Raw genomic sequence first — 22,045 nt, forward strand, 5'->3', positions numbered from 1 at the left:
AACTTTTCCTGGTGGCTTTTCTTCCCTTGCATATTACAAGATAAGAAACACCTCGCCTTTCATTATTAATGTCTTTTCAACATTGTGTTAGTTGTGCAACAGCCACGAAAAGAAAAAAGTACATCCATTAACGATAATAATCGCAGAAACATTCCTAACGAAGCACAAACTACAATGATTCATTTTAGCTTGCGATGCCTGATCAAGAAGATATGATACCAAGTAAAAGCTAAAAAAATAATTCTAACTTTACCGCACTTTTAAAAACTAACAAAATGGCTTATAATTTATTAAAAGGCAAAAAAGGGATCATATTTGGCGCGTTGGATGAAAATTCGATCGCCTGGAAAACTGCCCAGCACTGCAAAGCAGAAGGTGCCGAAATTGTATTAACCAATGCGCCGATCGCATTACGTATGGGTGCCATCAATAAACTGGCCGAAGAAATTGGAGCACCGGTTATTCCGGCTGATGTTACCAGCGATGAAGATATTGAAAACCTGTTCATCAAATCAAAAGAGCATTTTGGCGGCGGTGTCGATTTCGTGCTGCACTCTATAGGCATGAGTATCAACGTACGTAAGGGCATTCACTATACCGAAAACAACTACGATTTTACCCACAAAGGTTTGGATATATCAGCCATCAGCTTACACCGTGTATTAAAGATCGCTTTAAAGCACGATGCTATTAACGAATGGGGATCAGTTGTGGCTTTAACCTACATTGCTGCCCAACGCATATTCCCTGATTATAATGACATGGCCGACGGTAAAGCTATGCTGGAAAGCATTGCCCGTAACTTTGGCTACCATTACGGTGTTAAAAAGAACGTACGTATCAATACCATTTCGCAATCGCCAACCCGCACTACAGCAGGTTCGGGCATTAAGGGCTTCAATGGCTTTATTGATTATGCCGAAAAAATGAGTCCGCTGGGTAATGCAACTGCTGATGCCTGTGCAGACTATATCGTTTCCCTGTTCTCTGACCTTACCAAAATGGTTACCATGCAAAACCTGTTCCACGATGGTGGTTTTTCATCAACCGGAGTTACCCAGGCGGTTATCGAACAAATGGAAAAAGAATAATCATATTCCACATAAATGCAAAAAGCCATCCGGTGTACGGATGGCTTTTTGCATTTATTAACGTTATTGATTACGGTTGCGAATCAACAAATACTACTTTGATTAAACCTGTTGGTGGCGCGCTGGTTAGCGGGTTACCATCAGAGTCTTCGGCATCAATTTCAATACTACCTGCCTTGTGGGTATAGCTGTACGAAACACCTTCGTAAGTTTGTGGTATTTGTTCGTAAACACCATTATCGCCTCTTGAAAAATAAACCAGTACCGCGCCGTTATCGTTAAAGTAATTATCAATTTCAGGAGTGCTGTAGGTTACAAAGTAAATACCGGTAGATGAATTGCGTTCCCACTTATCAAGATTGAACAATACAGTTTTATTTGGCTGAACAATTTGAGTGATTTCTTTACGGCATGATGAGGCTAACAGGCCCACACTTAGTAACAAAACGAGAGTTAATATTTTTTTCATAATACATGTTTTTTATATTTATAAGAACAACTAAATAAGGAAAGGTTTAATTACTTTTAACATTAATTATACTAACCAATACCTTATTTATGTCCCTCAGGATATTATTAACGCTAATATTGTTCTTTCCAGTATGTTGCTTTGCCCAATATAATATCTCCGGCAAGGTGTATAACGCGGTGGATAATAGCCCTTTCCCTGATGCCAGCGTGTTCCTGAGCAATACCACTATAGGTGCCCGCAGCAATGCTGACGGTTCATTTTTTATTAATGATGTTAAGCCCGGAAAATACACCCTGGTGGTATCGGCAGTTGGTTTCGAGAGCCACACCGAGGAGATCATGCTCGACAGGAATTTCAGCCTGCGCGATGTGAAACTGCTGCCCAAAAGCACCGTATTGCAGGATGTTACCATTAAGTTTGATGCCGCCCGTGAGAAACGGCTTAAGCTATTCACCCAGGAACTTTTAGGCTGGAGCGAGAACGCCAAAGAAACCAAAATACTCAATCCCGAGGTAGTCAGTTTAAAAATAGATAAGGACAGTGTACTCACCGCATCGGCAGACGATTATATTCAAATAGAGAACAAGGCGCTGGGTTATAACATCAAGTACCTGCTAAAGGTATTTTCGCTGCAATTGAAAACCGGGCTGGTATCATACACCGGCGAGTATAAGTTCGAAAAGATGCAGGGCACTTCATCCGAAGATCACCGCTGGGAGAAACACCGCAAAGAAGCCTATTTAGGCTCGCCCAAACATTTCTTCCGCTCGCTGATTGCCAATACTTACAAAAAAGATGGCTTTACAGTTTACAAGGTGGTGCGCGAACATAAACCCTTGTTTGTGGATACCAACTTTGTTAAAAGTTTGATAGTTAACGATTCGCTCATCCGCGTAAAAGATGATACCAACAGCTATCGGGTAGTAGTGAAAAAAGACACGGTGAAGTACAATAAAAAGAACCCGCCAATGGAGAAACTGCGTATTATTGATCCGCAGTTGACGGCAAAAGAAATATTCAGCCCGACAGATCAGCCCGGGATATACGCGCTCCGTTTTGATGACCTGCTTAAAAATATCATGTTTGTGATATACACCAAAAAACTCACCATGAACAGCGCTTACGAATTTGTGAACCGTCGCCGGTTCTTAATCGACAGGCCAACCACTTTTGTAGCATTTACCAAGCCTTATGCCTTGTTCGATAGCAACGGCATTATCACCAGCGCGGGCAGTATTGCCTACTCCGGCGATTGGAGCGTAACACGTGTGGCCGACCTGCTCCCGGTAGATTACTGGCCAAATGAATAACCCAAAACCAAGCCTATGAGAACGATATTCCTGATATTTTTATACCTGTTACCCCTCGGCTGCCTGGCCCAATACAGCATCACAGGTAAAATAGTAAACGCTACTGATAATACGGCCTTCCCCGATGCCAGCGTATTGTTAAGTAATACCACCGTGGGTACCAAAAGTAATGATGACGGTAGCTTTACCTTGAACAATGTTATGCCGGGCAAGTATACCCTCATTGTATCGGCAGTAGGGTTTGAAAAGTACCAGCAGGAGATAATGGTAAACAAAAATATTGCTGTTAACAATATCACCCTAAAAGTAAAAACCACAGTATTACAGGATGTAACCATAAAGCTCGATCCAAACCGTAATAAATACCTGGCGATGTTCACCAAGCAATTTCTTGGCAGCAAGGGCAACGCGTTGCAATGTAAAATACTGAATCCGGAAGTATTAAGGTTTGATTTTGACCAGGCTGCCAATGTGCTTTATGCCTATGCCGATGACTTTATAGAGTTAGAGAATAAGGCCCTTGGTTATAAGATCAAATACCTGCTAAAATATTTCTCAACCAATGAATCGTACGGGCAAACTTCATATACCGGCGAGCATGTGTTTGAAAAATTAACCGGCGATGCAAAGGCCGAAAAGGAATGGGAAGAGAACCGAAAGGAGGCATATAACGGCTCGCCTAAACATTTCTTCCGCTCACTTATTGCCAATAATTTAAAGAAGGAAAAGTTTTACGTGTTTAAAGTAACCCGTGAAGGCTGGTCGTTACTGCCTAATAAATTGCTTATTAAAAAATTGATAGATAAGGATACTTTAAGGCTCAAAAACATTACTGATGCCGATATATCAAGCACCAGTTTTGGCAAGCCGGGAAACGAGAGACTAAAATTGGTTCAGCCGAAATTGGAGAGGGCCGATATATTCAGTAAAACTGATCAGCCGGGCTTATACGCCTTGCGGTTCGATGACCTGCTTACACACCTTATGTTTGTAATGTATACCAAAAAAACTGTGCTCAAAAACACTTACTATTTTGTGAATACCTCGTTTACAATAGACAAATCTGCCACGTTTATTATATTTAGCAAGCCATATGCTTTGTTTGATGATAACGGCATAGTTGCCAGTTCGGGTAGTATCGTATTTTCGGGCGAATGGAGCGACTCACGTATCGGCGAGCTTTTACCTGCCGATTATTGGCCCGATAAATAACCCTAAATTATGCGGATAAACCTATTGCTCTTGTTATTCCTGTTACCGATATGTTGTTTTGCGCAGTACAGCATCAGCGGTAAAATTGTTAATGCTATAGATGGTTCGCCGTTTGCAGATGCCAGCGTATTTTTGAGTAAAACCACAGTGGGTACTAAAAGTAATGCCGATGGTACCTTTACCTTAAACAACGCCCTGCCGGGGCAGTATACGCTGGCTGTTTCGGCAATAGGCTTTGAAACCTATAACCAGGAAATACTGATTGATAAGAGCATCACCATTGCCGACATCAAGCTTATCCCCAAAACCACCGTATTGCAGGACGTTGTCATCAGGATTGATCCTAACCGCGAAAAATACGTTAAGATTTTCACCGAGCAGTTTTTGGGCAAGTATGACAATGCCCGTCAAAGCAAAATATTGAACCCCGAAGTGGTGAACTTTTATTTTGATAAAATCACCAACATACTTACTGCCACTGCCGACGACTTTTTGGAGATAGAGAACAAAGCCTTGGGCTATAAAGTAAAATATCTGCTTAAAGATTTTGAATATGCTGACAATGACGGCTCCGGCAAAACAAGCTACGAAGGCGACTTTCTGTTTGAAAAACTGAAAGGAAAACTCAAAGACGAGGCCCGTTGGCAGCGCAACCGCTTAAATGCCTACAAAGGTTCGGCGAGGCATTTTTTCCGCTCGGCAATAGGTAACATCATTCCCGACGAAGGATTTACGGTTTACCGCATTAAGCGTGAGGTAAACGACGGCACCGAAGACACTGCTTTTATCAGGAGCAGGATAGATTATCTCTCGCAAAAAGTGATTGACGGTCGCCCTGTAAAGTTGAATGATTCCTTGCAATACTATATCAAAAAACGGGATGGTATACCGGTTTTAAGACTTGATAAAGCAGAACTATCGCCGCTTGATTACATTACCAATACCGATAGAAAAGGCTTATACGCTATCCGCCTGGATACACAACCCAAGGATCTGCTGTTCGTGATATATAATAACCGGAAAGATGAACGTGCTATTTACGATTTCTTTAACGGCAGTTTCAGCACTAATAAACAAGCCACCATTATCAGCTTTGATAAATCCTACGCTACTTTTGATATCAATGGCATGTTAAACAGTTCTAAAAGCCTCACTTTTTCGGGGTATTGGACAAGGCTGCGGGTGGCAGATCTATTGCCGGTAGACTATCAGCCGGGGAAGTAAAATTTGGCTTTAATAAAACACCGTCATTGCGAGGTACGAAGCAATCTCTACTTAGGCTGAGCTTGTGCTGTAATTGACATTAATCTGCTCTTGGCCGCAGAGGCCCATTACTTTTGAGGGCAAAAGTAACAAAACCCATGTCCAGCAAAAGGCTTCTTTGCCGCACGAGGCCATTACCCTGCAAAGCAGCCAGAACTTGGGGCTGGAACTTTTGCCACACCGCTCATTTCCTACCCTCATGCAACAAGTTCCTATGCCCGCCTTTGCGCTCGTAATCTCCAAAGTTCTGCCCGCTTTCGCCCGAAGCTGTTTGCTGACGAGGGAATCTCCTTTAAACACTGTCATGCTGAGGCACGAAGCATCTAATCGCTCACCCGCAAGGTAAAGAAGATTCTTCGCTCCGCTCAGGATGACAGTTAATTATTGCCCCAAACAATAAATGCCCCGCAGTACGCGGGGCATTTATATTTATAAGTATGTTAACTTATTTTTGTTCTTCTTCTTCAGGTGTTTTGTCTTCACCTTTTCTGTCGAGGATAACGATCTGGTCGAGCTCTTTGTTGTAGTCTACCTGCATGGTATCACCTTCATGAAGCTCGCCTTTCAGTATCTCTTCAGCAATCGGATCTTCCAGATACTTCTGAATGGCACGTTTAAGCGGACGGGCACCGAACTGCGAGTCGTAACCTTTTTCGGCTATGAACTCTTTAGCGTTTTGGGTAAGTTCAATTTTGTAACCTAAACCGTTAACCCTGCTGAACAGGTAAGCCAATTCGATATCGATGATCTTGAAGATCTCGTCTTTACCCAATGAGTTAAACACGATCACATCATCAATACGGTTCAAAAACTCAGGAGCGAAGGCACGTTTAAGCGCGTTCTCTATCACACCTCTTGAGTGTGCATCGGCCTGTGTAGTTTTGGCGGCTGTAGTGAAACCAACACCCTGTCCGAAATCTTTCAACTGGCGTGCGCCAATGTTTGAGGTCATGATGATGATGGTATTCCTGAAGTCAACCTTGCGGCCTAACGAATCGGTCAGCTGGCCTTCATCCAATACCTGTAACAGTATGTTGAATACATCGGGGTGAGCTTTTTCAATTTCATCAAGCAATACTACCGCGTAAGGTTTACGACGTACTTTCTCGGTCAATTGTCCGCCTTCTTCGTAACCTACGTAGCCCGGAGGCGCTCCCACTAAACGTGATACCGCGAATTTCTCCATGTACTCGCTCATATCAATTTGTATCAGCGCGTCTTCAGTGTCAAACATAAAACGGGCAAGCTCTTTAGCCAACTCTGTTTTACCAACACCTGTAGGGCCCAGGAATATGAACGAACCTATTGGTTTTTTAGGATCTTTCAAACCGGCACGGGTACGTTGTATAGCACGTGTCAGCTTTTTAATAGCATCTTCCTGCCCAATGATCTTGCTCGATATGGTATCGCCCATTTGCAACAGCTTAACGCTATCGGCCTGGCCAACCCTTTGTACCGGGATACCGGTCATCATTGATACTACTTCGGCAACATTATCTTCCGTTACGGTGTAACGTTTCGATTTGGTTTCGGCTTCCCATGCTGATTTTGCTTGTTCAAGCTCTTCCAGCAGGTGCTTTTCAGTATCGCGAAGCTTAGCGGCTTCTTCATACTTCTGGCTGCGTACTACCTTGTTCTTTTCAATTTTTATCTGCTCAATCTTTTGCTCAATATCCAATATGTTTTGAGGCACGTGAATATTGGTCAGGTGAACGCGTGAACCCGATTCGTCTAAAGCGTCGATAGCTTTATCCGGTAAAAAGCGATCGGTAATGTAGCGTGTTGTTAAGTTAACGCAGGCCAAAATTGCTTCCGGAGTATACGTAACACCGTGGTGTTCTTCGTATTTCTCTTTAATCCTGTTTAAAATTTCAACAGTTTCATCCGGTGTGGCCGGTTCAACCATTACCTTTTGGAAACGACGGTCTAAAGCGCCGTCTTTTTCAATGTACTGGCGGTACTCATCTAAAGTAGTGGCGCCAATGCACTGGATCTCTCCTCGGGCTAAGGCCGGTTTAAACATGTTAGATGCATCGAGCGAGCCTGAAGCGCCACCTGCACCAACAATAGTGTGGATCTCGTCGATAAATAAAATTACATCGGGCGATTTTTCCAGTTCGTTCATTACCGCTTTCATGCGCTCCTCAAACTGACCGCGGTATTTGGTACCTGCAACCAATGAGGCCAGATCTAAAGTAACCACACGTTTGTTGAACAATACGCGCGATACCTTACGCTGCACTATTCGTAATGCCAAACCCTCGGCAATGGCAGATTTACCTACGCCCGGCTCACCTATCAAAATAGGATTGTTCTTTTTACGGCGCGATAATATCTGCGATACCCTTTCAATCTCTTTTTCACGACCAACGATCGGATCCAAGCGGCCATCTTCGGCGGCTTTGGTTAAATCGCGGCCAAAATTGTCAAGTACCGGGGTTTTTGATTTAATGTCTGATACTTTTTTAGGCTGGCTGAATGATTCTTCTTCTTTAAAATCATCCTCCCCCCCTGTTGATGAGCCCGGCATCTCGTCGGTTACATCATTTTTGTGGGCTTCCACCTCTGCTTTAAACACCTCGTAGTTCACGTTGAACTGCGATAGTATCTGCGAGGCAATATTATCTTCATCGCGAAGTATAGAAAGCAGCAAGTGCTCGGTTCCTATAACATCGCTTTTAAATATCTTAGCTTCAAGATAAGTGATCTTTAATACTTTTTCAGCTTGTTTGGTCAGCGGGATGCTGCCAATATTTACGTTAGTTCCTGTTGTTCCTTTAACAGCATCTTCAACGGCACGGCGCAATTTAGCGGTATCAACGCTAAATCCCTTCAGCAACTTAATTGCAACACCGTCACCGTCGCGTATCAATCCTAATAAAAGATGTTCGGTACCAATATAATCATGCCCAAGGCGCAATGCCTCTTCCCTGCTATACGATATAACATCTTTAACGCGTGGCGAAAATTTAGCTTCCATATAATACCTTTCTGATTAAGAACGTCCCTAATTTATTAATTCAATTTTTAATAGTTAAAAACGTACTGTGCAACATTTATCAACAACATTGCCAATAATTTTCGCTATATAAAAACAGACACTGTTATGATATTGCAATCTATTAATTTTAAGCAAACAGAACAATTATATAACAATAAAACACCGTTTTTTTTATTCTTTTTTACAAAAGCATTGAAATACAATAATTTGATGTGGCAATTGTTAAAAAGTTTAACACAGCGCACTATATTTTTTGTTTAAATGGCAACAAAGGCAATTTCGTCACTATTTATGACAGAACGGCACACGACACATTAACAACTGTTATTAAGATATACGCAAAATCATACCAAACTGATTTGCTAAAGGCATAATTTCCACTCATATTTGACATCTTTTTATTTTGATACTTATGGCAGACGAAAAAATCATATTTTCAATGGCTGGGGTTAGTAAGATCTACCCTCCGCAAAAAACTGTTTTAAAGAATATTTACCTGTCTTTCTTCTATGGCGCCAAAATCGGCGTTATCGGTTTAAACGGTTCGGGTAAATCATCCCTGTTAAAAATTATAGCCGGTATTGATAAAACCAATATTGGCGAGGTTATATTTTCGCCGGGTTACTCGGTAGGCTATCTAAGCCAGGAGCCCGAGCTAGACCCTGAAAAAACCGTGCGCGAAGTGGTGGAAGAAGGCGTGGCCGAAATAACCGCTATATTAAAAGAGTACGAAGACATTAACGAGAAATTTGGACTGGAAGAGTACTACAGCGATGCCGATGCCATGGATAAGCTGATGAACCGCCAGGGCGAATTGCAGGACAAGATAGATGCCGTGAACGCCTGGGAGCTTGATACCAAGCTGGAACGTGCCATGGACGCCCTGCGTTGCCCGGAGCCTGACACCAAGATCGCGGTACTGTCAGGTGGTGAGCGCCGCCGTGTGGCATTATGCCGCTTATTGTTGCAGGAGCCCGATGTTTTACTGCTTGATGAGCCTACCAACCACCTGGATGCCGAGTCGATCGACTGGCTGGAGCAGCATTTACAACAATATAAAGGTACTGTAATTGCCGTAACGCACGATCGTTACTTCCTTGACAACGTAGCTGGCTGGATCCTGGAACTTGACCGCGGCGAAGGTATCCCGTGGAAAGGCAACTATTCATCATGGCTGGATCAAAAGGCTAAACGCCTTGCCCAGGAAGAAAAAACCGAAAGCAAACGCCAGAAAACTTTGGAGCGCGAGCTGGAATGGGTGCGCATGGCCCCGAAAGCCCGCCAGGCTAAAGGCAAGGCCCGTTTATCGAACTATGAAAAACTGGCATCAGAAGAAACTAAGGACAGGGAAGAAAAATTGGAGCTGTTCATTCCGCCGGGCCCGCGTTTGGGTAATGTGGTAATTGAGGCTACCAACGTAACAAAAAGCTACGGCGATAAATTATTATTTGATAACCTGAGCTTCAGCTTGCCGCCCGCGGGTATAGTGGGTATTATTGGCCCCAATGGTGCAGGTAAAACCACACTTTTCCGCCTCATTACAGGACAGGAACAACCCGATGCAGGTACCTTCCGTGTAGGTGAAACAGTTGCCCTGGGTTATGTTGACCAAATGCACGACGATCTTGACCCTAACAAATCTGTTTGGGAAAACGTAACCGGCGGCCTCGAAACCATTATGGTGGGTAACCGCCCCATTAACTCGCGTGCCTATGTATCGCGCTTTAACTTTAACGGTGCCGATCAGCAAAAGAAGGTAGGTGTATTATCGGGTGGTGAACGTAACCGTGTCCACTTATCTATCACGCTAAAAAAAGGCTCGAACGTATTACTACTGGATGAGCCTACCAACGATATCGACGTAAACACGCTCCGCTCATTAGAAGAAGCCCTGGAAAACTTCGGCGGCTGCGCGGTGGTGATCAGTCACGACCGTTGGTTCCTCGACCGTATTTGTACGCACATCCTGGCTTTTGAAGGTAATTCACAAGTTTACTTCTTTGAGGGTAACTACTCTGATTACGAAGAAAACCGTAAAAAACGTTTAGGTGACGTAGCGCCGAAACGCATCAGGTATAAAAAACTCGTATAATCTTATTCTTAACAGCCCCGGTCTAAATTAGATCGGGGCTGTTTTTGTTTTAACACTTTTCCATCAAAATCGGCGGAGCCACCCACTAATCAATAAAATGGCGAAAAGAATAAAAAATATACATTTGCATATAACATCAGTATATGAACCGAATTTGCCTCATTGAAGACGAAGAGAAAGTGGCCGCTTTTATTACAAAGGGGTTGCAGGAGCATAACTACCATGTTGAGGGAGCGGTTGACGGTATTGCCGGGCTGATGCAGGTACTGCAAAACGATTATGATCTGGTGATTCTCGATATTATGCTGCCACTGCTTGGCGGCATTGAGGTTTGCAGGCAAATAAGGCAAAAGAAAGCACAGCTGCCCATATTAATGCTGAGCGCTTTAGGCACTATTGACGATAAGGTGAACGGTTTGCATGCCGGGGCTGATGATTATTTGCTGAAGCCATTCCATTTTAAAGAGTTGCTTGCCCGTGTTGAGGCATTGCTTCGCCGCAGGCAACCTGCCGATACGGGGAGCCATCACCTCACCTTTGCCGATCTTAAACTGAATACCTGGGATAAAACAGCCGAACGTGCCGGTAAACAAATTATGCTTACCGCTAAAGAGTATGCTCTGCTCGAATTGTTTATACACAATCCTAACAGGTTACTCTCTCGCGAATTCATTACCGAGAAAGTATGGGGGTTCAACTTTGATACCCAAACCAATATGGTTGATGTGTATGTGAATTACCTGCGTAATAAGATACAGAAGGGGTTTGATAAAAAATTGATCCACACGGTGATTGGCATGGGGTATATATTAAAGGAGCAATAGTGGCATGAAGATCAAAACCCGGCTATCGTTATATTTTACCCTCATTAGTTCGGGGGCATTGCTGATAGTTTTGGTGGTGATCTACTTCGTAGTGTTCTCCTTTTTTCGGGCCGATTTTATAGAGCGCCTTACCGACCGTACCAATGTAGCCTCGCAATTGTATTTAAAGGCAGATGAAATTGATGCTGATTCGATGTTGCAGGTACAGCAGCGTTACCTCGAAAAACTCCCCGATGAGGTGATCCGCATTTATAACAAGAATAACCGCATCGCCTTCAATACCCATAATAATGTGTTTTGGACATCTTCTATTATTGATCAGGTACGCCGGGATGGGTATATTGAATACCAGGAAGGCGAGCGCCAGGTAGTGGGCAAGTTGTATAAAGATAACCAGGGCGATTTTGTGATACTGGCTTCGGCTATTGATAAGAGTTTTTCGCGACGGGCCATGATGTTGGGCAAAACGGCCGTGCTGCTGTTCCTGATATTTATGCTGATCTCCTTTTTTGCCGGGCAAATTTTCGCTAAAAACGCGCTGGCACCCATAAAAAAGATCATCGACCAGATGCGGCAAATACGATCGAGCAATCTGCATTTGCGGGTTGATGGCGTAAAGAACAAGGACGAAATTGCCGACCTCATCAGTAATTTCAACAGTTTGTTGGAGCATTTGGAAAACGCTTTTGAGTTACAGCAAACCTTCGTATCCAACGCGTCGCATGAGTTGCGCACGCCTGTTACCAGTATTATGGGCGAGGTGGATGTGGCCCTGTCCAAAGAGCGCAGCAGCACAGAATATAAAAGGGTATTGCAATCCATCTCAGCAGATGCGTTCCGCTTGCAGGAAACCATTACCAGCCTGATGGAACTGGCCCAGGTTGATTTTAATTACACACAGGCTACGCTATCGCCGGTGCGTATTGATGAACTAATATGGGAACTGGAAGAGCATTGGTCAGCCAGGCAGGGCCCGGGTATGCTCAACCTCAAATTTGCCGATCTGCCGGAGGATGAGAACGAGCTGATCATCTTCGCTAACAAGCCGCTGCTGTACATCGCCATTAATAATATTATAGATAACGCCTTTAAATATTCGGGCACTCAACCTGTTGATATTTACTTTGAGGCAGGTATCAGCCAAATTAAAATAACCATTACTGATAAAGGCCCCGGCATTAAGGCTGCCGATACCGGTAAAATATTCCAGTCTTTCTATCGCTCGGCAAGTGTTAAAAACATCCCGGGCAGCGGCGTAGGGCTATACATTGCCAGCAAAATCATCCAGTTATGCAAGGGAAAAGTAGCCGTTGTAAGCGATGGCGAAGCGGGCAGTACCTTCATTATTGAGTTTGCCAAATAGCCAAATCAATTTTAATGCTTTTCTAATGTCGGTTTAATTCGGGTCTAATTCGGGTACAATAGTTTTGATTTAGTCAAACAGATCAAAATAAGATGACCGCGAAATATTTAAAATTACTCATAGTAATACTGGCCACAGGTTTTACCCAAACCGCCTGGTGCCAAACCGATACCCTTAAGCTGTCGTTTAAGGATGCCGAAAAACTATTCATCAACAATAACCTGAGCCTGCTTGCCCAAAAGTATAATGTAGATGCCAGCAAAGCCATGATACAACAGGCCAAACTTTGGGACAACCCCGTACTAAGCACCGACCAAAATATTACCGATGCCTCTAAAAAATATTTTAACCATGCCAACGGCAACGGGCAAATATTTGTACAGCTAAGCCAGCTGATACAAACTGCCGGCAAACGCGGTAAGCAGGTGCGCCTGGCTACTGATGATGCCAATATACAGCAGGCGCAATTTGACGACCTGATGCGTAACCTGCACTATAACCTGCTGCTCGATTTTTCACAGGTAGCTACACTGGCCGATCAGAGTAAGGTTTACAAGAACGAAATTGCTTCGGCTACCAATTTGGTTAACGCCATTGATAAATCGTACCAGGCAGGTAACTCGTCCTTAAAAGATCTTATCCGTTTAAAGGCGTTATTGTTCAGCCTGCAAAATGATTTGGTGGAGAACGACCGCCAACTGAACGATCTGCAAAGCGAGCTGAAAACATTGCTGGCTACCAGGCCTGATCAATTCATCGCCCCGCAAATTACCTTTAGCAATACCGATACCCCGCTGGATGCAGCCGCTTTAGCCGAACAGGCAAAAACCTTCCGTGGCGATTACCTGGTGAACAAATACGGCCTCACCCAAAGTAATGATAACCTTGCCCTGCAAAGAGCACTGGCCGTACCTGATGTTACTGTAGGTGCCGCTTTCGATCAGCATAGCAGCTATGCCAACAACTATGTGGGCTTGCAGATTAGCGTACCGCTGCCATTGTTCAACCGTAACCAGGGCAGTATAAAATCGGCCAGGCTGGCTGTACAAAGCCAGGAGTATACGCTTAAGAACAGCGAATTGCAGTTAACCAATGATGTGTACTCGGCCGTTAACCAATACCGCCTGAGCCAGCAACTGCTCAATAAAAACGAAACCGACTTTTACGATAAGTACGACCAACTGTATACCAGCATGCTCAAAAGCTTTAAAGAAAGGCAGATAGGGTTGCAGGAGTTCATCGACTTTTTCGACTCGTACAAAGAAACCAAGCTTAAAATTTTACAGCAGCAGCTTAACCTGCAAAAGGCTATCGCCGATATTAATTATGCCGTTGGCACCACAGTAGTAAATCCTCTATAAACAAAATATTTCAGCATATAAAAAGATGAAAAAAGCAGCAATATATATAGCCCTTGCCGGTATGGTAGCCCTGGCATCCTGCGAAGAAAAGAAAACAGGTACCATGGAAACCAAGCAGGTTTGCATTAGCGATTCACTGGCGAAAATGGTAACCATCGATACCGCCAAAACATCGCCCATGAAAGATGAACTGGCGCTATCGGGCGAGGTATCGTTTGATGAAAATAAGGTAGTAAAGATATTCCCGTTTGCAAGTGGGCAGGTAACTGAAGTGAAGGTGTCATTGGGAGATAAAGTGAGCAAGGGGCAAACCCTTGCCATTTTAAAAAGTGCCGATGTGGCGGGCAGCTATTCTGATCTGTCATCGGCCAAGGCAGATCTGGCCATCAGCAAACGCCAGTTGCAACAAGCCGAATACCTGTACAAGAACGGCATCAGCAGCGAACGCGATTATACCGAGGCCAAAGAGAATTACAACAAAGCCGAAAATGCCGATAACAAAGTTCGCCAGCAAATAGCCATTAATGGCGGAGGCAATACCAATGCCAATGGCACCCTGGTAATTACAGCACCACGCGATGGTTATATTGTAGAAAGGAACATCGCTGCGGGCAACTACATCCGCCCGGATAATAACAGCAGTTTGTTCACCATATCAGATATGAAAGATGTGTGGATAACCGCCAATGTGTTTGAGACCGATATATCAAAGGTTAAGGTAGGCTTTAATGCCAAAGTAACCACCATAGCTTACCCTGATAAGGTATTCACCGGTAAAGTGAACCTCGTTAATTCGGTGCTCGACCCTGATACTAAAGTAATGACGGTGCGCATCGCCCTGCAAAATGCCGACCTGCTGTTAAAGCCGGAGATGTTCACCAATGTACTGATCACCAATAGCGAACCAGGCCAGGCGGTATCTATCCCGGCGGCGGCCATTATATTCGATAATAGTAAGAACTACGTGGTGCTATACAACAGCAAATGCGATTTGCAGGTGCGCGAGGTTAGCATAATAAAAACCGTTGACGGCACGGCCTACATTTCATCGGGCTTAAAACCGGGCGATAAGATCATTTCAAAAAGCCAGTTACTGTTGTACAACGCCTTAATCGCGGAGTAAGCACCCGATGTTGCTTTACCTAATTTTTTAAATCTACAGAACATACACTGTACTACATAAATTGCAATGAATAACCTCATTAAAAGCATTATACATTTTTCACTCAGGCGCCGGGCGTTTATATTTTTCCTTACCGGGGTGCTGGCTGTATTGGGTGTATGGAGTTATATGAATACTCCTATCGAAACATTTCCGGATGTTACCAACACCCAGATCATTATTATAGCGCAATGGCCGGGCCGCAGCGCCGAGGAGGTAGAAAAAATGGTGACCATCCCTATGGAAACCGTGCTTAACTCGGTACAAAAAAAGGCTAACCTGCGCACTACTTCATCTTTCGGGCTATCCTATGTCCGCATTATTTTTGATGACGACGTTGACGATGCCTTTGCCCGGCAGCAGGTATTGAGCAGACTAAGCAATGCCGACCTGCCCGATGGTGTAAAACCCGAAGTAGAGCCGCCTTATGGCCCTACCGGCGAAATTTTTCGCTATACGCTGAAAAGCAAGACAAAATCAATACACGACCTTACCGAGATACAGGATTGGGTGCTCGACCGCCAGTTTAAAGCCATCCCCGGTGTTGCCGATGTTAACAGCTTTGGCGGTGAGGAGAAAGATTACGAGGTAAGCGTTAATCCATCTTTACTTCAAAAATACGGTTTAACATCGCTGGATGTGTACAACGCCATTAACCGCAGTAACATTAACGTAGGTGGCGATGTAATTGAAAAGAACGACCAGGCCTTTGTGGTACGTGGTATAGGTTTGATCAACAACATCAGCGAGATAGAGAACATCATTATCAAAAACATCAACGGTGTGCCTATCCTCACCCGCAACGTAGCCGATATTAAAGAGAGCGGGCTGCCTCGTTTGGGCCAGGTTGGCAGGGATAAGAATAACGACGTGGTAGAAGGTATTGTGGTGATGCGCAAAGGCGAAAACCCTGCCGAAGTATTGAAAAGGATACGCGATAAGGTGACCGACCTGAACGATAACGTGCTGCCGCCGGATGTAAAAATAAGCACCTTTTACGACCGCACCACGCTGATGGAGTTTTGTACCGAAACCGTGTTGCATAACCTGGTTGAAGGTATTGTACTGGTTACCGTTATTGTGTTTTTGTTTATGGCCGACTGGCGCACCACCTTAACCGTGGCCATTATTATACCGCTGGCACTACTGTTCGCCTTTATATGCCTGCATCTAAAGGGCATGAGCGCCAACCTGCTCTCTATGGGTGCGGTAGATTTTGGGATCATCATAGATGGAGCGGTGGTAATGGTGGAAGGCATATTCGTCGCCCTTGACCACAAGGCGAAGGAAGTTGGGATGCAGAAATTTAACGGCCTGGCCAAGCTGGGTTTGTTTAAAAACGTGGGTAGTGAAATGGGTAAGGCTATCTTCTTCTCCAAGCTCATTATCATTACCTGCCTCATTCCAATATTCGCCTTTCAAAAGGTAGAGGGTAAAATGTTTTCGCCGCTGGCCTATACATTGGGTTTCGCCTTACTGGGCGCGCTACTGTTCACGCTTACGCTGGTGCCTGCTTTGTCAAGTATCCTGCTTAAAAAGAATGTGAGGGAAAAACACAACCCGGTAGTGATCTTCTTTGAGAACGGGATCCGCCGCATGTTTAGCTTTACTTACAAAAATCAAAAGCTAAGCCTGCTCGTCGCCCTAACCTGCATGACGCTCACCTTCGCATCGGCCAAGTTCTTAGGATCGGAGTTTTTACCGCAGCTAAACGAGGGGGCCTTATGGGTAACCGCGCAAATGCCGATGAGTACCTCATTAGAGAACTCGGTTAACATTACCAACAAAATGAGGCAGATCCTGTCACAGTTCCCGGAGGTAAAACAAACCCTGTCGCAGGTAGGCCGTACCAATGATGGTACCGACCCTAAAGGCTTCTTTAACGTGCAGATCCAAGTGGACCTTTACCCTAAAAAGGACTGGAAAAGGCACATCACCCAGGAAGAACTGATTGCCGAAATGGATAAAAAGTTAAGCCTGTATCCCGGCATCATATTCAACTATTCGCAGCCTATTATTGACAACGTGGCCGAGGCCGTGGCTGGTGTACCAGCATCAATGGCCGTAAAAATATTCGGCCCCGATTTTAACGTGCTCGATGAGGATGCCAACAAAGTGATGGCTACGCTTAAACAGGTTAAGGGTGTAGAAGATCTGGGCATACTGCGTAACCTTGGTCAGCCCGAGTTCAGGATAGAGCTTGATCAGCAAAAGATGGCCCGTTACGATGTAGCTACCGCCGATGCCAATGCAATAATTGAAATGGCCATTGGTGGTAAGGCTGCCACCCAGCTATACCAGGGCGAACGCAAATTTGATATCCGCGTACGTTATCAGAAACAATACCGTGCTACGCAAGAAAAAATAGAATCGCTGATGGTACCTACCCTTAATGGTTCAAAAATATCGCTAAAGGAGATCTCTACCATTAAAGAACTCATTGGTCCGGCATTCATTTTCAGGGATAACAATATGCGCTATATCGCGGTGAAATTTTCGGTACGCGGTCGCGATTTGGGCAGCACCATTGCCGAAGCCCAGCAAAAGGTAAACGATGCCGTAAAACTTAAACGCGGCTACACCTTCACCTGGAACGGCGAATTCGAAAACCAGATCCGTGCCTCTAACACCCTGGCGCATGTGGTACCGGTTTGTTTACTGGTGATCTTCCTGATACTGTATACCACCTTTGGTAATGCTAAAGATGCTATACTGGTAATACTCAACGTACCGTTTGCCCTTATTGGCGGGATACTGGCACTGCATATTACCCAAACCAACTTCAGTATATCTGCCGGTATCGGTTTCATCGCGCTGTTTGGGGTGTGTATCCAGAACGGGGTAATCCTTATCTCGGTGTTCCGCAAAAACCTGGAGGAAGGTAAACACCTTGATGAAGCATTGCTTACCGGCGTAATATCAAGGGTACGCCCCGTTGTAATGACCGCTCTTATGGCTGCCATCGGCTTAATGCCTGCCGCCATATCAACCGGTATAGGTTCAGAAACCCAAAAGCCACTCGCCATAGTGGTAATTGGCGGACTGGTAACCTCTACCATACTAACCCTGCTGATACTCCCTATTATTTACGGGATAGTTTACAAATTCATCCGCAAGCGTGAAAACCGTAAACTGCTCAAAAAGATAGGCGCTATCAACAGCTAACCGTTCCCCTTAATTATCTATATATAAATACCCCCTGCCCTCAGCGTGTAAATGCTGGGGGCTACTTTTTTGAATAGGATAGTTTTGGGTGCGCTAATGGTTTTGATGTGTAGATAGAGTTTGATGTGCAGATGTGCAAATTAGCAGATGTGCAGATGATGTTTTCTCCCATCCCCTCCTCGGAGGGGCGAGCGTAGGGAATGCGCGGTGGCGGGGTGGGTTTATACGATATTAATTGACACTATGCAGGTGACCGTTTTGGCAAAATCCGCAAATCTTCTCCTTTCCCCTCCTCGGAGGGGCGAGCGTAGGGAATGCGCGGTGGCGGGGTGGGTTTATGCGATATTTAAAGCCTCTTAAACAAATTTGAAAGGGAAAAAGATTTATTGGCTTGCCGTTTATGGTTTAGCTCTAAAAAGTCGGTTATATAATCGGCTGTTTCGAAAGCATGTGAACGGATTAGAGAATTAGGAATACGTAGTGTTATATACCCTCTTCTAAAGGAGTGGAATGTTCTTTTTAAATCGGCCAGTGCTTGTCGTTTATCATAATTGTGATGACCGCCGTCAACTTCTATATGTACTTTGGCCGCTTCAATAACAATGTCAACTGATTTATAGCCATCAAATTTTTCGAGTTCGGCGGGCACTCCATTTTCTTTTAGTAAAAAATACAGTTGAATAGCATCATCTGTAGCAACGTGATTTTTAATCCAATTTTGATGTGCGCGGCACAATGGTACATTAAAATTGTATACAGAATAATTATAGACATCCTGATAGATGCTGCATTTGCATTCTAAGCATTTCATAATTGTAAAAAGGTTTAGGTTATAAATATAATGCAAAAAATAAAAATGCAAAAGCCCCTTAAACCCGATAGCAGCGATACCGGCCCCGAGCTTAATGCCTGTGTAGTATAAGCGGATAGCGGGGCTATCGTAACCGAAGTACTACTGCTATTCATTTTCAAAAAAGCTATTGGATTAACTTGCTTGGCGTAGAAACCCACCCCGCCATCGCACGGGCTTGCGCTCGCCCCTCCGAGGAAGGGATATGGAAAAAGTGCATCATTCCATCATCTGCACATCTACTAATTTGCATATCTGCACATCAGATCAATCTGCACATCAAAACATCACATTCGAAACCTACTCCACACTTGCTATCGCTTGATTTAGCGTGGCGTCGTTGATGTTGATGGCCTGGAAATAGTAAGTGTCGCCCCATTTGAAGCGGGCGGCGTAGGCTTTAAGCAGCGATTTTATTTCGGTTTTTGATAGCTGTACTTCCGGCTCGTCGATGTGCTTGAGCGAGTGCGAGGCGTATTGTATAAAGCTGTTAAAATCGGTATCGGTTGGCGTGTAATTTTTTATGAAACCATCGGCCTGTGGGTATTCTTTCAGCAGGGGCTGCATCCTGTCTACAATGTAAGCGGTAAAAACCTGTGCCGAACTTAGTTTTTGAATAAGGCGGGTGGTTTGTGCGGTATCGGCAGGTATAAATACGTCGGGCATAATGCCGCCACCACTGAATACTTGTTTGCCGCTTGATGTACGGTAAGGCGATTGCTTGCTGAAAACACTGTCGTTACGGATGTTTTCGGCCGAGAAAAGTTCACCTTTTTTCATGCGTTCTGATAGCTCACGACGATAACTCTCCACCCCGTGGCTGTACGATTTTTGTATCGACCTGCCCGATGGAGTATAATACCGGGCCACGGTAAGATTAATGGCCGAGCCATCGCCAAACGGAAATTGCTGCTGCACCAATCCTTTACCAAACGAACGGCGACCAACAATTACGGCACGATCCAAATCTTGCAATGCTCCGGCTAAAATTTCACTGGCCGAGGCCGAATATTCGTCGATCAATACGGCCAGTTTACCTTGCTGAAACGCGCCTGAATCTGTAGCGAAATAATCGGTACGGGGTTCGTGCACACCTTTGGTGTAAACAATCAGCTTGCCTTTAGTTAAAAACTCGTCGGCCAGGGCGGTCGCGGTATTGAGGTAGCCACCGCCATTGCCGCGCAGGTCGAGCACCAGTTTTTTCATGCCTTCGGCTTTCAGCTTGTTGAGTGCTCCGCGAAAGTCTTTATCTGTAGTGGAGGCAAATTTGCCTATTTTGATGTAGCCTGTGTTATTGCCTGCAATGTAAGCGGCATCTAAACTGCTCAATGTTACACGGCCTGGTTTTACAAGGTATGGCTTGGCCTCCTTTTCGCCGGGGGCAATAGCGGTAAACAGGATGGGTTTGCTTTTATCCTGACGTAAGGCTTTACTGATCTGATCGTCGGTTAGGCCTGTGCCCGCGAATTTTTTGTTGTTTATATCGATGATCTTGCAGCCGCCGGTTAAACCTGCGCGTGCCGCCGGGCTACCCGCATATACTTGCGTAACCACAAAGGTATCGCGCAGCAGCAGGTATTCGATACCCACGCCGGTAAAGCCGCCTTCCAGTTTTTCGCTTAAAGCCGATGCCTGTTGCGGCGGCAGATACAGCGAATGCGGATCGAGTTTTTGCAGCAGTTCGTTAACGGTAACGCCGGTTATGCTATCCACATTTACCGAATCAACGTAGTTATATTGCACCAGTTCCAGCACTTTCGACATTTTATCGTCAGTACCCGAAAGCGACAAGCCCATACGCCTCCCCGTAAGTCCATTATCGCTAATGAACAGCCCCAGGGCTATACCAATGAGTATGAGCAGGGTTGAACGGAAAATTACGGATGCTGTTTGTTTCATAAATAGCGCTTAACACAAAGATAACAATTGCCCGGGATACCAATTATTAATTAGCTGTAGTATTTGATGATTTTTACCGAATTTTGTTTCAACTAAATTGAAAAATGGAAGCTACTACCGAGAAGAGTTCATACTATAATAACCTGGAGCAGATGACCGTCGCGGAGATTCTGCAAAGCATTAATACCGAGGACAAAAGCGTTCCGCTGGCGGTAGAAAAGGCCTTGCCGCAAATTGAGGCGCTGGCAACCGCCATTGCCGAAAGGATGAAAAAGGGTGGCAGGTTGTTCTATATTGGTGCGGGCACCAGCGGCAGATTAGGCGTAGTTGATGCCAGCGAATGCCCGCCAACTTTTGGTGTTCCGTTGGATTTGGTAGTAGGTATTATAGCCGGGGGCGACGGCGCCATACGCAAAGCGGTTGAGTTTGCCGAGGATGATGCCGAGCAGGCCTGGAAAGATCTGTCGGCCTATAACATTAACGATAAGGATGTATTGGTAGGCATAGCGGCATCGGGCAAAACACCTTATGTAATTGGCGGGTTAAAAAACGCTAACGAGCACAATATTTTAACGGGCTGTATCGTATGTAACAGTGGCGGCCCGGTTGCGGCTATAGCCCAATACCCGGTAGAGGTAGTAACCGGTCCGGAATTTTTAACGGGCTCAACCCGCATGAAGGCCGGTACCGCGCAAAAACTGGTATTGAACATGCTTACTACCAGCGCCATGATACAGCTTGGCCACGTAAAGGGTAACCGAATGGTAGATATGCAACTATCAAACAACAAACTGATAGACCGCGGCACCCAAATGGTAATGGCCGAAACAGGCTTGCCCGAAACGGAAGCGGCCACCCTGCTGAAACAACACGGCAGCGTACGCAAAGCAGTTGAGAGCTTCAACAAAATATAAAATAAGTCAAAATTCAAAAGTAAAAAGTCAAAAAAGGGAACTTTCAAGGCTTTTGAATTTTGACTT

Annotated in this window: 15 protein-coding genes; 11 read left to right on the plus strand and 4 right to left on the minus strand. The window is 44.8% G+C overall.

The annotated features are described in order from the left end of the window. The first annotated feature begins 275 nt into the window (after nt 1-275). Nucleotides 276-1,091, plus strand: a complete 816-nt coding sequence (locus tag ABD894_RS22365) for an enoyl-ACP reductase FabI (RefSeq protein ID WP_345213311.1) — start codon at nt 276-278, stop codon at nt 1,089-1,091. A 70-nt stretch (nt 1,092-1,161) separates the two neighbouring features. On the opposite strand, the gene ABD894_RS22370 is transcribed toward ABD894_RS22365, so the two are convergent. Continuing rightward, entirely contained in the window at nt 1,162-1,560 is a 399-nt protein-coding gene (locus ABD894_RS22370; RefSeq protein WP_345213312.1) for a hypothetical protein, read from the minus strand. 89 nt (nt 1,561-1,649) lie between these two features. Between ABD894_RS22370 and ABD894_RS22375 the strand changes: the two genes are divergently transcribed. Genes ABD894_RS22375 through ABD894_RS22385 form a run of 3 tightly spaced genes read left to right on the plus strand, consistent with a single transcriptional unit; the run spans nt 1,650 to nt 5,309 of the window. Beyond that, the gene (locus ABD894_RS22375) at nt 1,650-2,873 is read left to right on the plus strand and encodes a carboxypeptidase-like regulatory domain-containing protein (protein WP_345213313.1); all 1,224 of its coding nucleotides are present in this window, start codon (nt 1,650-1,652) and stop codon (nt 2,871-2,873) included. A 15-nt stretch (nt 2,874-2,888) separates the two neighbouring features. After that, a complete protein-coding gene (locus ABD894_RS22380) occupies nt 2,889-4,085 on the plus strand; it encodes a carboxypeptidase-like regulatory domain-containing protein (RefSeq protein ID WP_345213314.1) in 1,197 nt (398 codons plus the stop codon). A 9-nt stretch (nt 4,086-4,094) separates the two neighbouring features. Continuing rightward, complete coding sequence (locus ABD894_RS22385; protein WP_345213315.1) at nt 4,095-5,309, plus strand: carboxypeptidase-like regulatory domain-containing protein; 1,215 nt, start codon at nt 4,095-4,097, stop codon at nt 5,307-5,309. Nucleotides 5,310-5,793: 484 nt separating this feature from the next. Here the strand turns inward: ABD894_RS22385 and ABD894_RS22390 are convergent, their stop codons facing one another. After that, nucleotides 5,794-8,328, minus strand: coding sequence for an ATP-dependent Clp protease ATP-binding subunit (locus ABD894_RS22390; RefSeq protein ID WP_345213316.1), 2,535 nt, complete (start codon nt 8,326-8,328; stop codon nt 5,794-5,796). Nucleotides 8,329-8,761: 433 nt separating this feature from the next. Between ABD894_RS22390 and ettA the strand changes: the two genes are divergently transcribed. The 6 genes from ettA to ABD894_RS22420 all read left to right on the plus strand — a co-directional run bounded on the left by ettA (nt 8,762) and on the right by ABD894_RS22420 (nt 18,316). Then, nucleotides 8,762-10,441 (plus strand): energy-dependent translational throttle protein EttA, encoded by a 1,680-nt coding sequence (gene ettA / locus ABD894_RS22395; protein WP_345213317.1) that lies wholly within the window; start codon nt 8,762-8,764, stop codon nt 10,439-10,441. A gap of 143 nt (nt 10,442-10,584) precedes the next feature. Next, nucleotides 10,585-11,265 carry a response regulator transcription factor gene (locus tag ABD894_RS22400; protein ID WP_345213318.1) on the plus strand — a complete coding sequence of 227 codons (681 nt, stop codon included), beginning with the start codon at nt 10,585-10,587 and terminating at the stop codon, nt 11,263-11,265. A gap of 4 nt (nt 11,266-11,269) precedes the next feature. Further along, nucleotides 11,270-12,628, plus strand: a complete 1,359-nt coding sequence (locus ABD894_RS22405; protein ID WP_345213319.1) for an ATP-binding protein — start codon at nt 11,270-11,272, stop codon at nt 12,626-12,628. Between the two features lie 92 nt (nt 12,629-12,720). Beyond that, complete coding sequence (locus ABD894_RS22410; RefSeq protein WP_345213320.1) at nt 12,721-13,989, plus strand: TolC family protein; 1,269 nt, start codon at nt 12,721-12,723, stop codon at nt 13,987-13,989. 25 nt (nt 13,990-14,014) lie between these two features. Continuing rightward, nucleotides 14,015-15,112 (plus strand): efflux RND transporter periplasmic adaptor subunit, encoded by a 1,098-nt coding sequence (locus ABD894_RS22415; protein ID WP_345213321.1) that lies wholly within the window; start codon nt 14,015-14,017, stop codon nt 15,110-15,112. Nucleotides 15,113-15,178: 66 nt separating this feature from the next. Then, entirely contained in the window at nt 15,179-18,316 is a 3,138-nt protein-coding gene (locus tag ABD894_RS22420; protein WP_345213322.1) for an efflux RND transporter permease subunit, read from the plus strand. Nucleotides 18,317-18,662: 346 nt separating this feature from the next. Here ABD894_RS22420 and ABD894_RS22425 read toward each other — a convergent pair whose 3' ends face one another. Together ABD894_RS22425 and ABD894_RS22430 are read right to left on the minus strand one after the other, a co-directional pair. Then, complete coding sequence (locus tag ABD894_RS22425; protein WP_345213323.1) at nt 18,663-19,127, minus strand: DUF559 domain-containing protein; 465 nt, start codon at nt 19,125-19,127, stop codon at nt 18,663-18,665. A 339-nt stretch (nt 19,128-19,466) separates the two neighbouring features. Beyond that, the gene (locus tag ABD894_RS22430; protein WP_345213324.1) at nt 19,467-21,065 is read right to left on the minus strand and encodes a S41 family peptidase; all 1,599 of its coding nucleotides are present in this window, start codon (nt 21,063-21,065) and stop codon (nt 19,467-19,469) included. 104 nt (nt 21,066-21,169) lie between these two features. Between ABD894_RS22430 and murQ the strand changes: the two genes are divergently transcribed. Next, complete coding sequence (murQ, locus tag ABD894_RS22435; protein WP_345213325.1) at nt 21,170-21,979, plus strand: N-acetylmuramic acid 6-phosphate etherase; 810 nt, start codon at nt 21,170-21,172, stop codon at nt 21,977-21,979. The last annotated feature ends 66 nt before the right edge of the window (nt 21,980-22,045 follow it).

The organism is Mucilaginibacter gynuensis (genome assembly GCF_039541195.1).
In the GTDB taxonomy this organism is placed as follows: Bacteria; Bacteroidota; Bacteroidia; order Sphingobacteriales; family Sphingobacteriaceae; genus Mucilaginibacter; species Mucilaginibacter gynuensis.

Excerpts from the sequence above, each read along its gene's own strand:
- ABD894_RS22365 (WP_345213311.1), top strand. The coding sequence starts at position 276 with ATGGCTTATAATTTATTAAAAGGCAAAAAAGGGATCATATTTGGCGCG.
- ABD894_RS22370 (WP_345213312.1), bottom strand. The coding sequence starts at position 1,560 with ATGAAAAAAATATTAACTCTCGTTTTGTTACTAAGTGTGGGCCTGTTA.
- ABD894_RS22375 (WP_345213313.1), top strand. The coding sequence starts at position 1,650 with ATGTCCCTCAGGATATTATTAACGCTAATATTGTTCTTTCCAGTATGT.
- ABD894_RS22380 (WP_345213314.1), top strand. The coding sequence starts at position 2,889 with ATGAGAACGATATTCCTGATATTTTTATACCTGTTACCCCTCGGCTGC.
- ABD894_RS22385 (WP_345213315.1), top strand. The coding sequence starts at position 4,095 with ATGCGGATAAACCTATTGCTCTTGTTATTCCTGTTACCGATATGTTGT.
- ABD894_RS22390 (WP_345213316.1), bottom strand. The coding sequence starts at position 8,328 with ATGGAAGCTAAATTTTCGCCACGCGTTAAAGATGTTATATCGTATAGC.
- ettA (WP_345213317.1), top strand. The coding sequence starts at position 8,762 with ATGGCAGACGAAAAAATCATATTTTCAATGGCTGGGGTTAGTAAGATC.
- ABD894_RS22400 (WP_345213318.1), top strand. The coding sequence starts at position 10,585 with ATGAACCGAATTTGCCTCATTGAAGACGAAGAGAAAGTGGCCGCTTTT.
- ABD894_RS22405 (WP_345213319.1), top strand. The coding sequence starts at position 11,270 with ATGAAGATCAAAACCCGGCTATCGTTATATTTTACCCTCATTAGTTCG.
- ABD894_RS22410 (WP_345213320.1), top strand. The coding sequence starts at position 12,721 with ATGACCGCGAAATATTTAAAATTACTCATAGTAATACTGGCCACAGGT.
- ABD894_RS22415 (WP_345213321.1), top strand. The coding sequence starts at position 14,015 with ATGAAAAAAGCAGCAATATATATAGCCCTTGCCGGTATGGTAGCCCTG.
- ABD894_RS22420 (WP_345213322.1), top strand. The coding sequence starts at position 15,179 with ATGAATAACCTCATTAAAAGCATTATACATTTTTCACTCAGGCGCCGG.
- ABD894_RS22425 (WP_345213323.1), bottom strand. The coding sequence starts at position 19,127 with ATGAAATGCTTAGAATGCAAATGCAGCATCTATCAGGATGTCTATAAT.
- ABD894_RS22430 (WP_345213324.1), bottom strand. The coding sequence starts at position 21,065 with ATGAAACAAACAGCATCCGTAATTTTCCGTTCAACCCTGCTCATACTC.
- murQ (WP_345213325.1), top strand. The coding sequence starts at position 21,170 with ATGGAAGCTACTACCGAGAAGAGTTCATACTATAATAACCTGGAGCAG.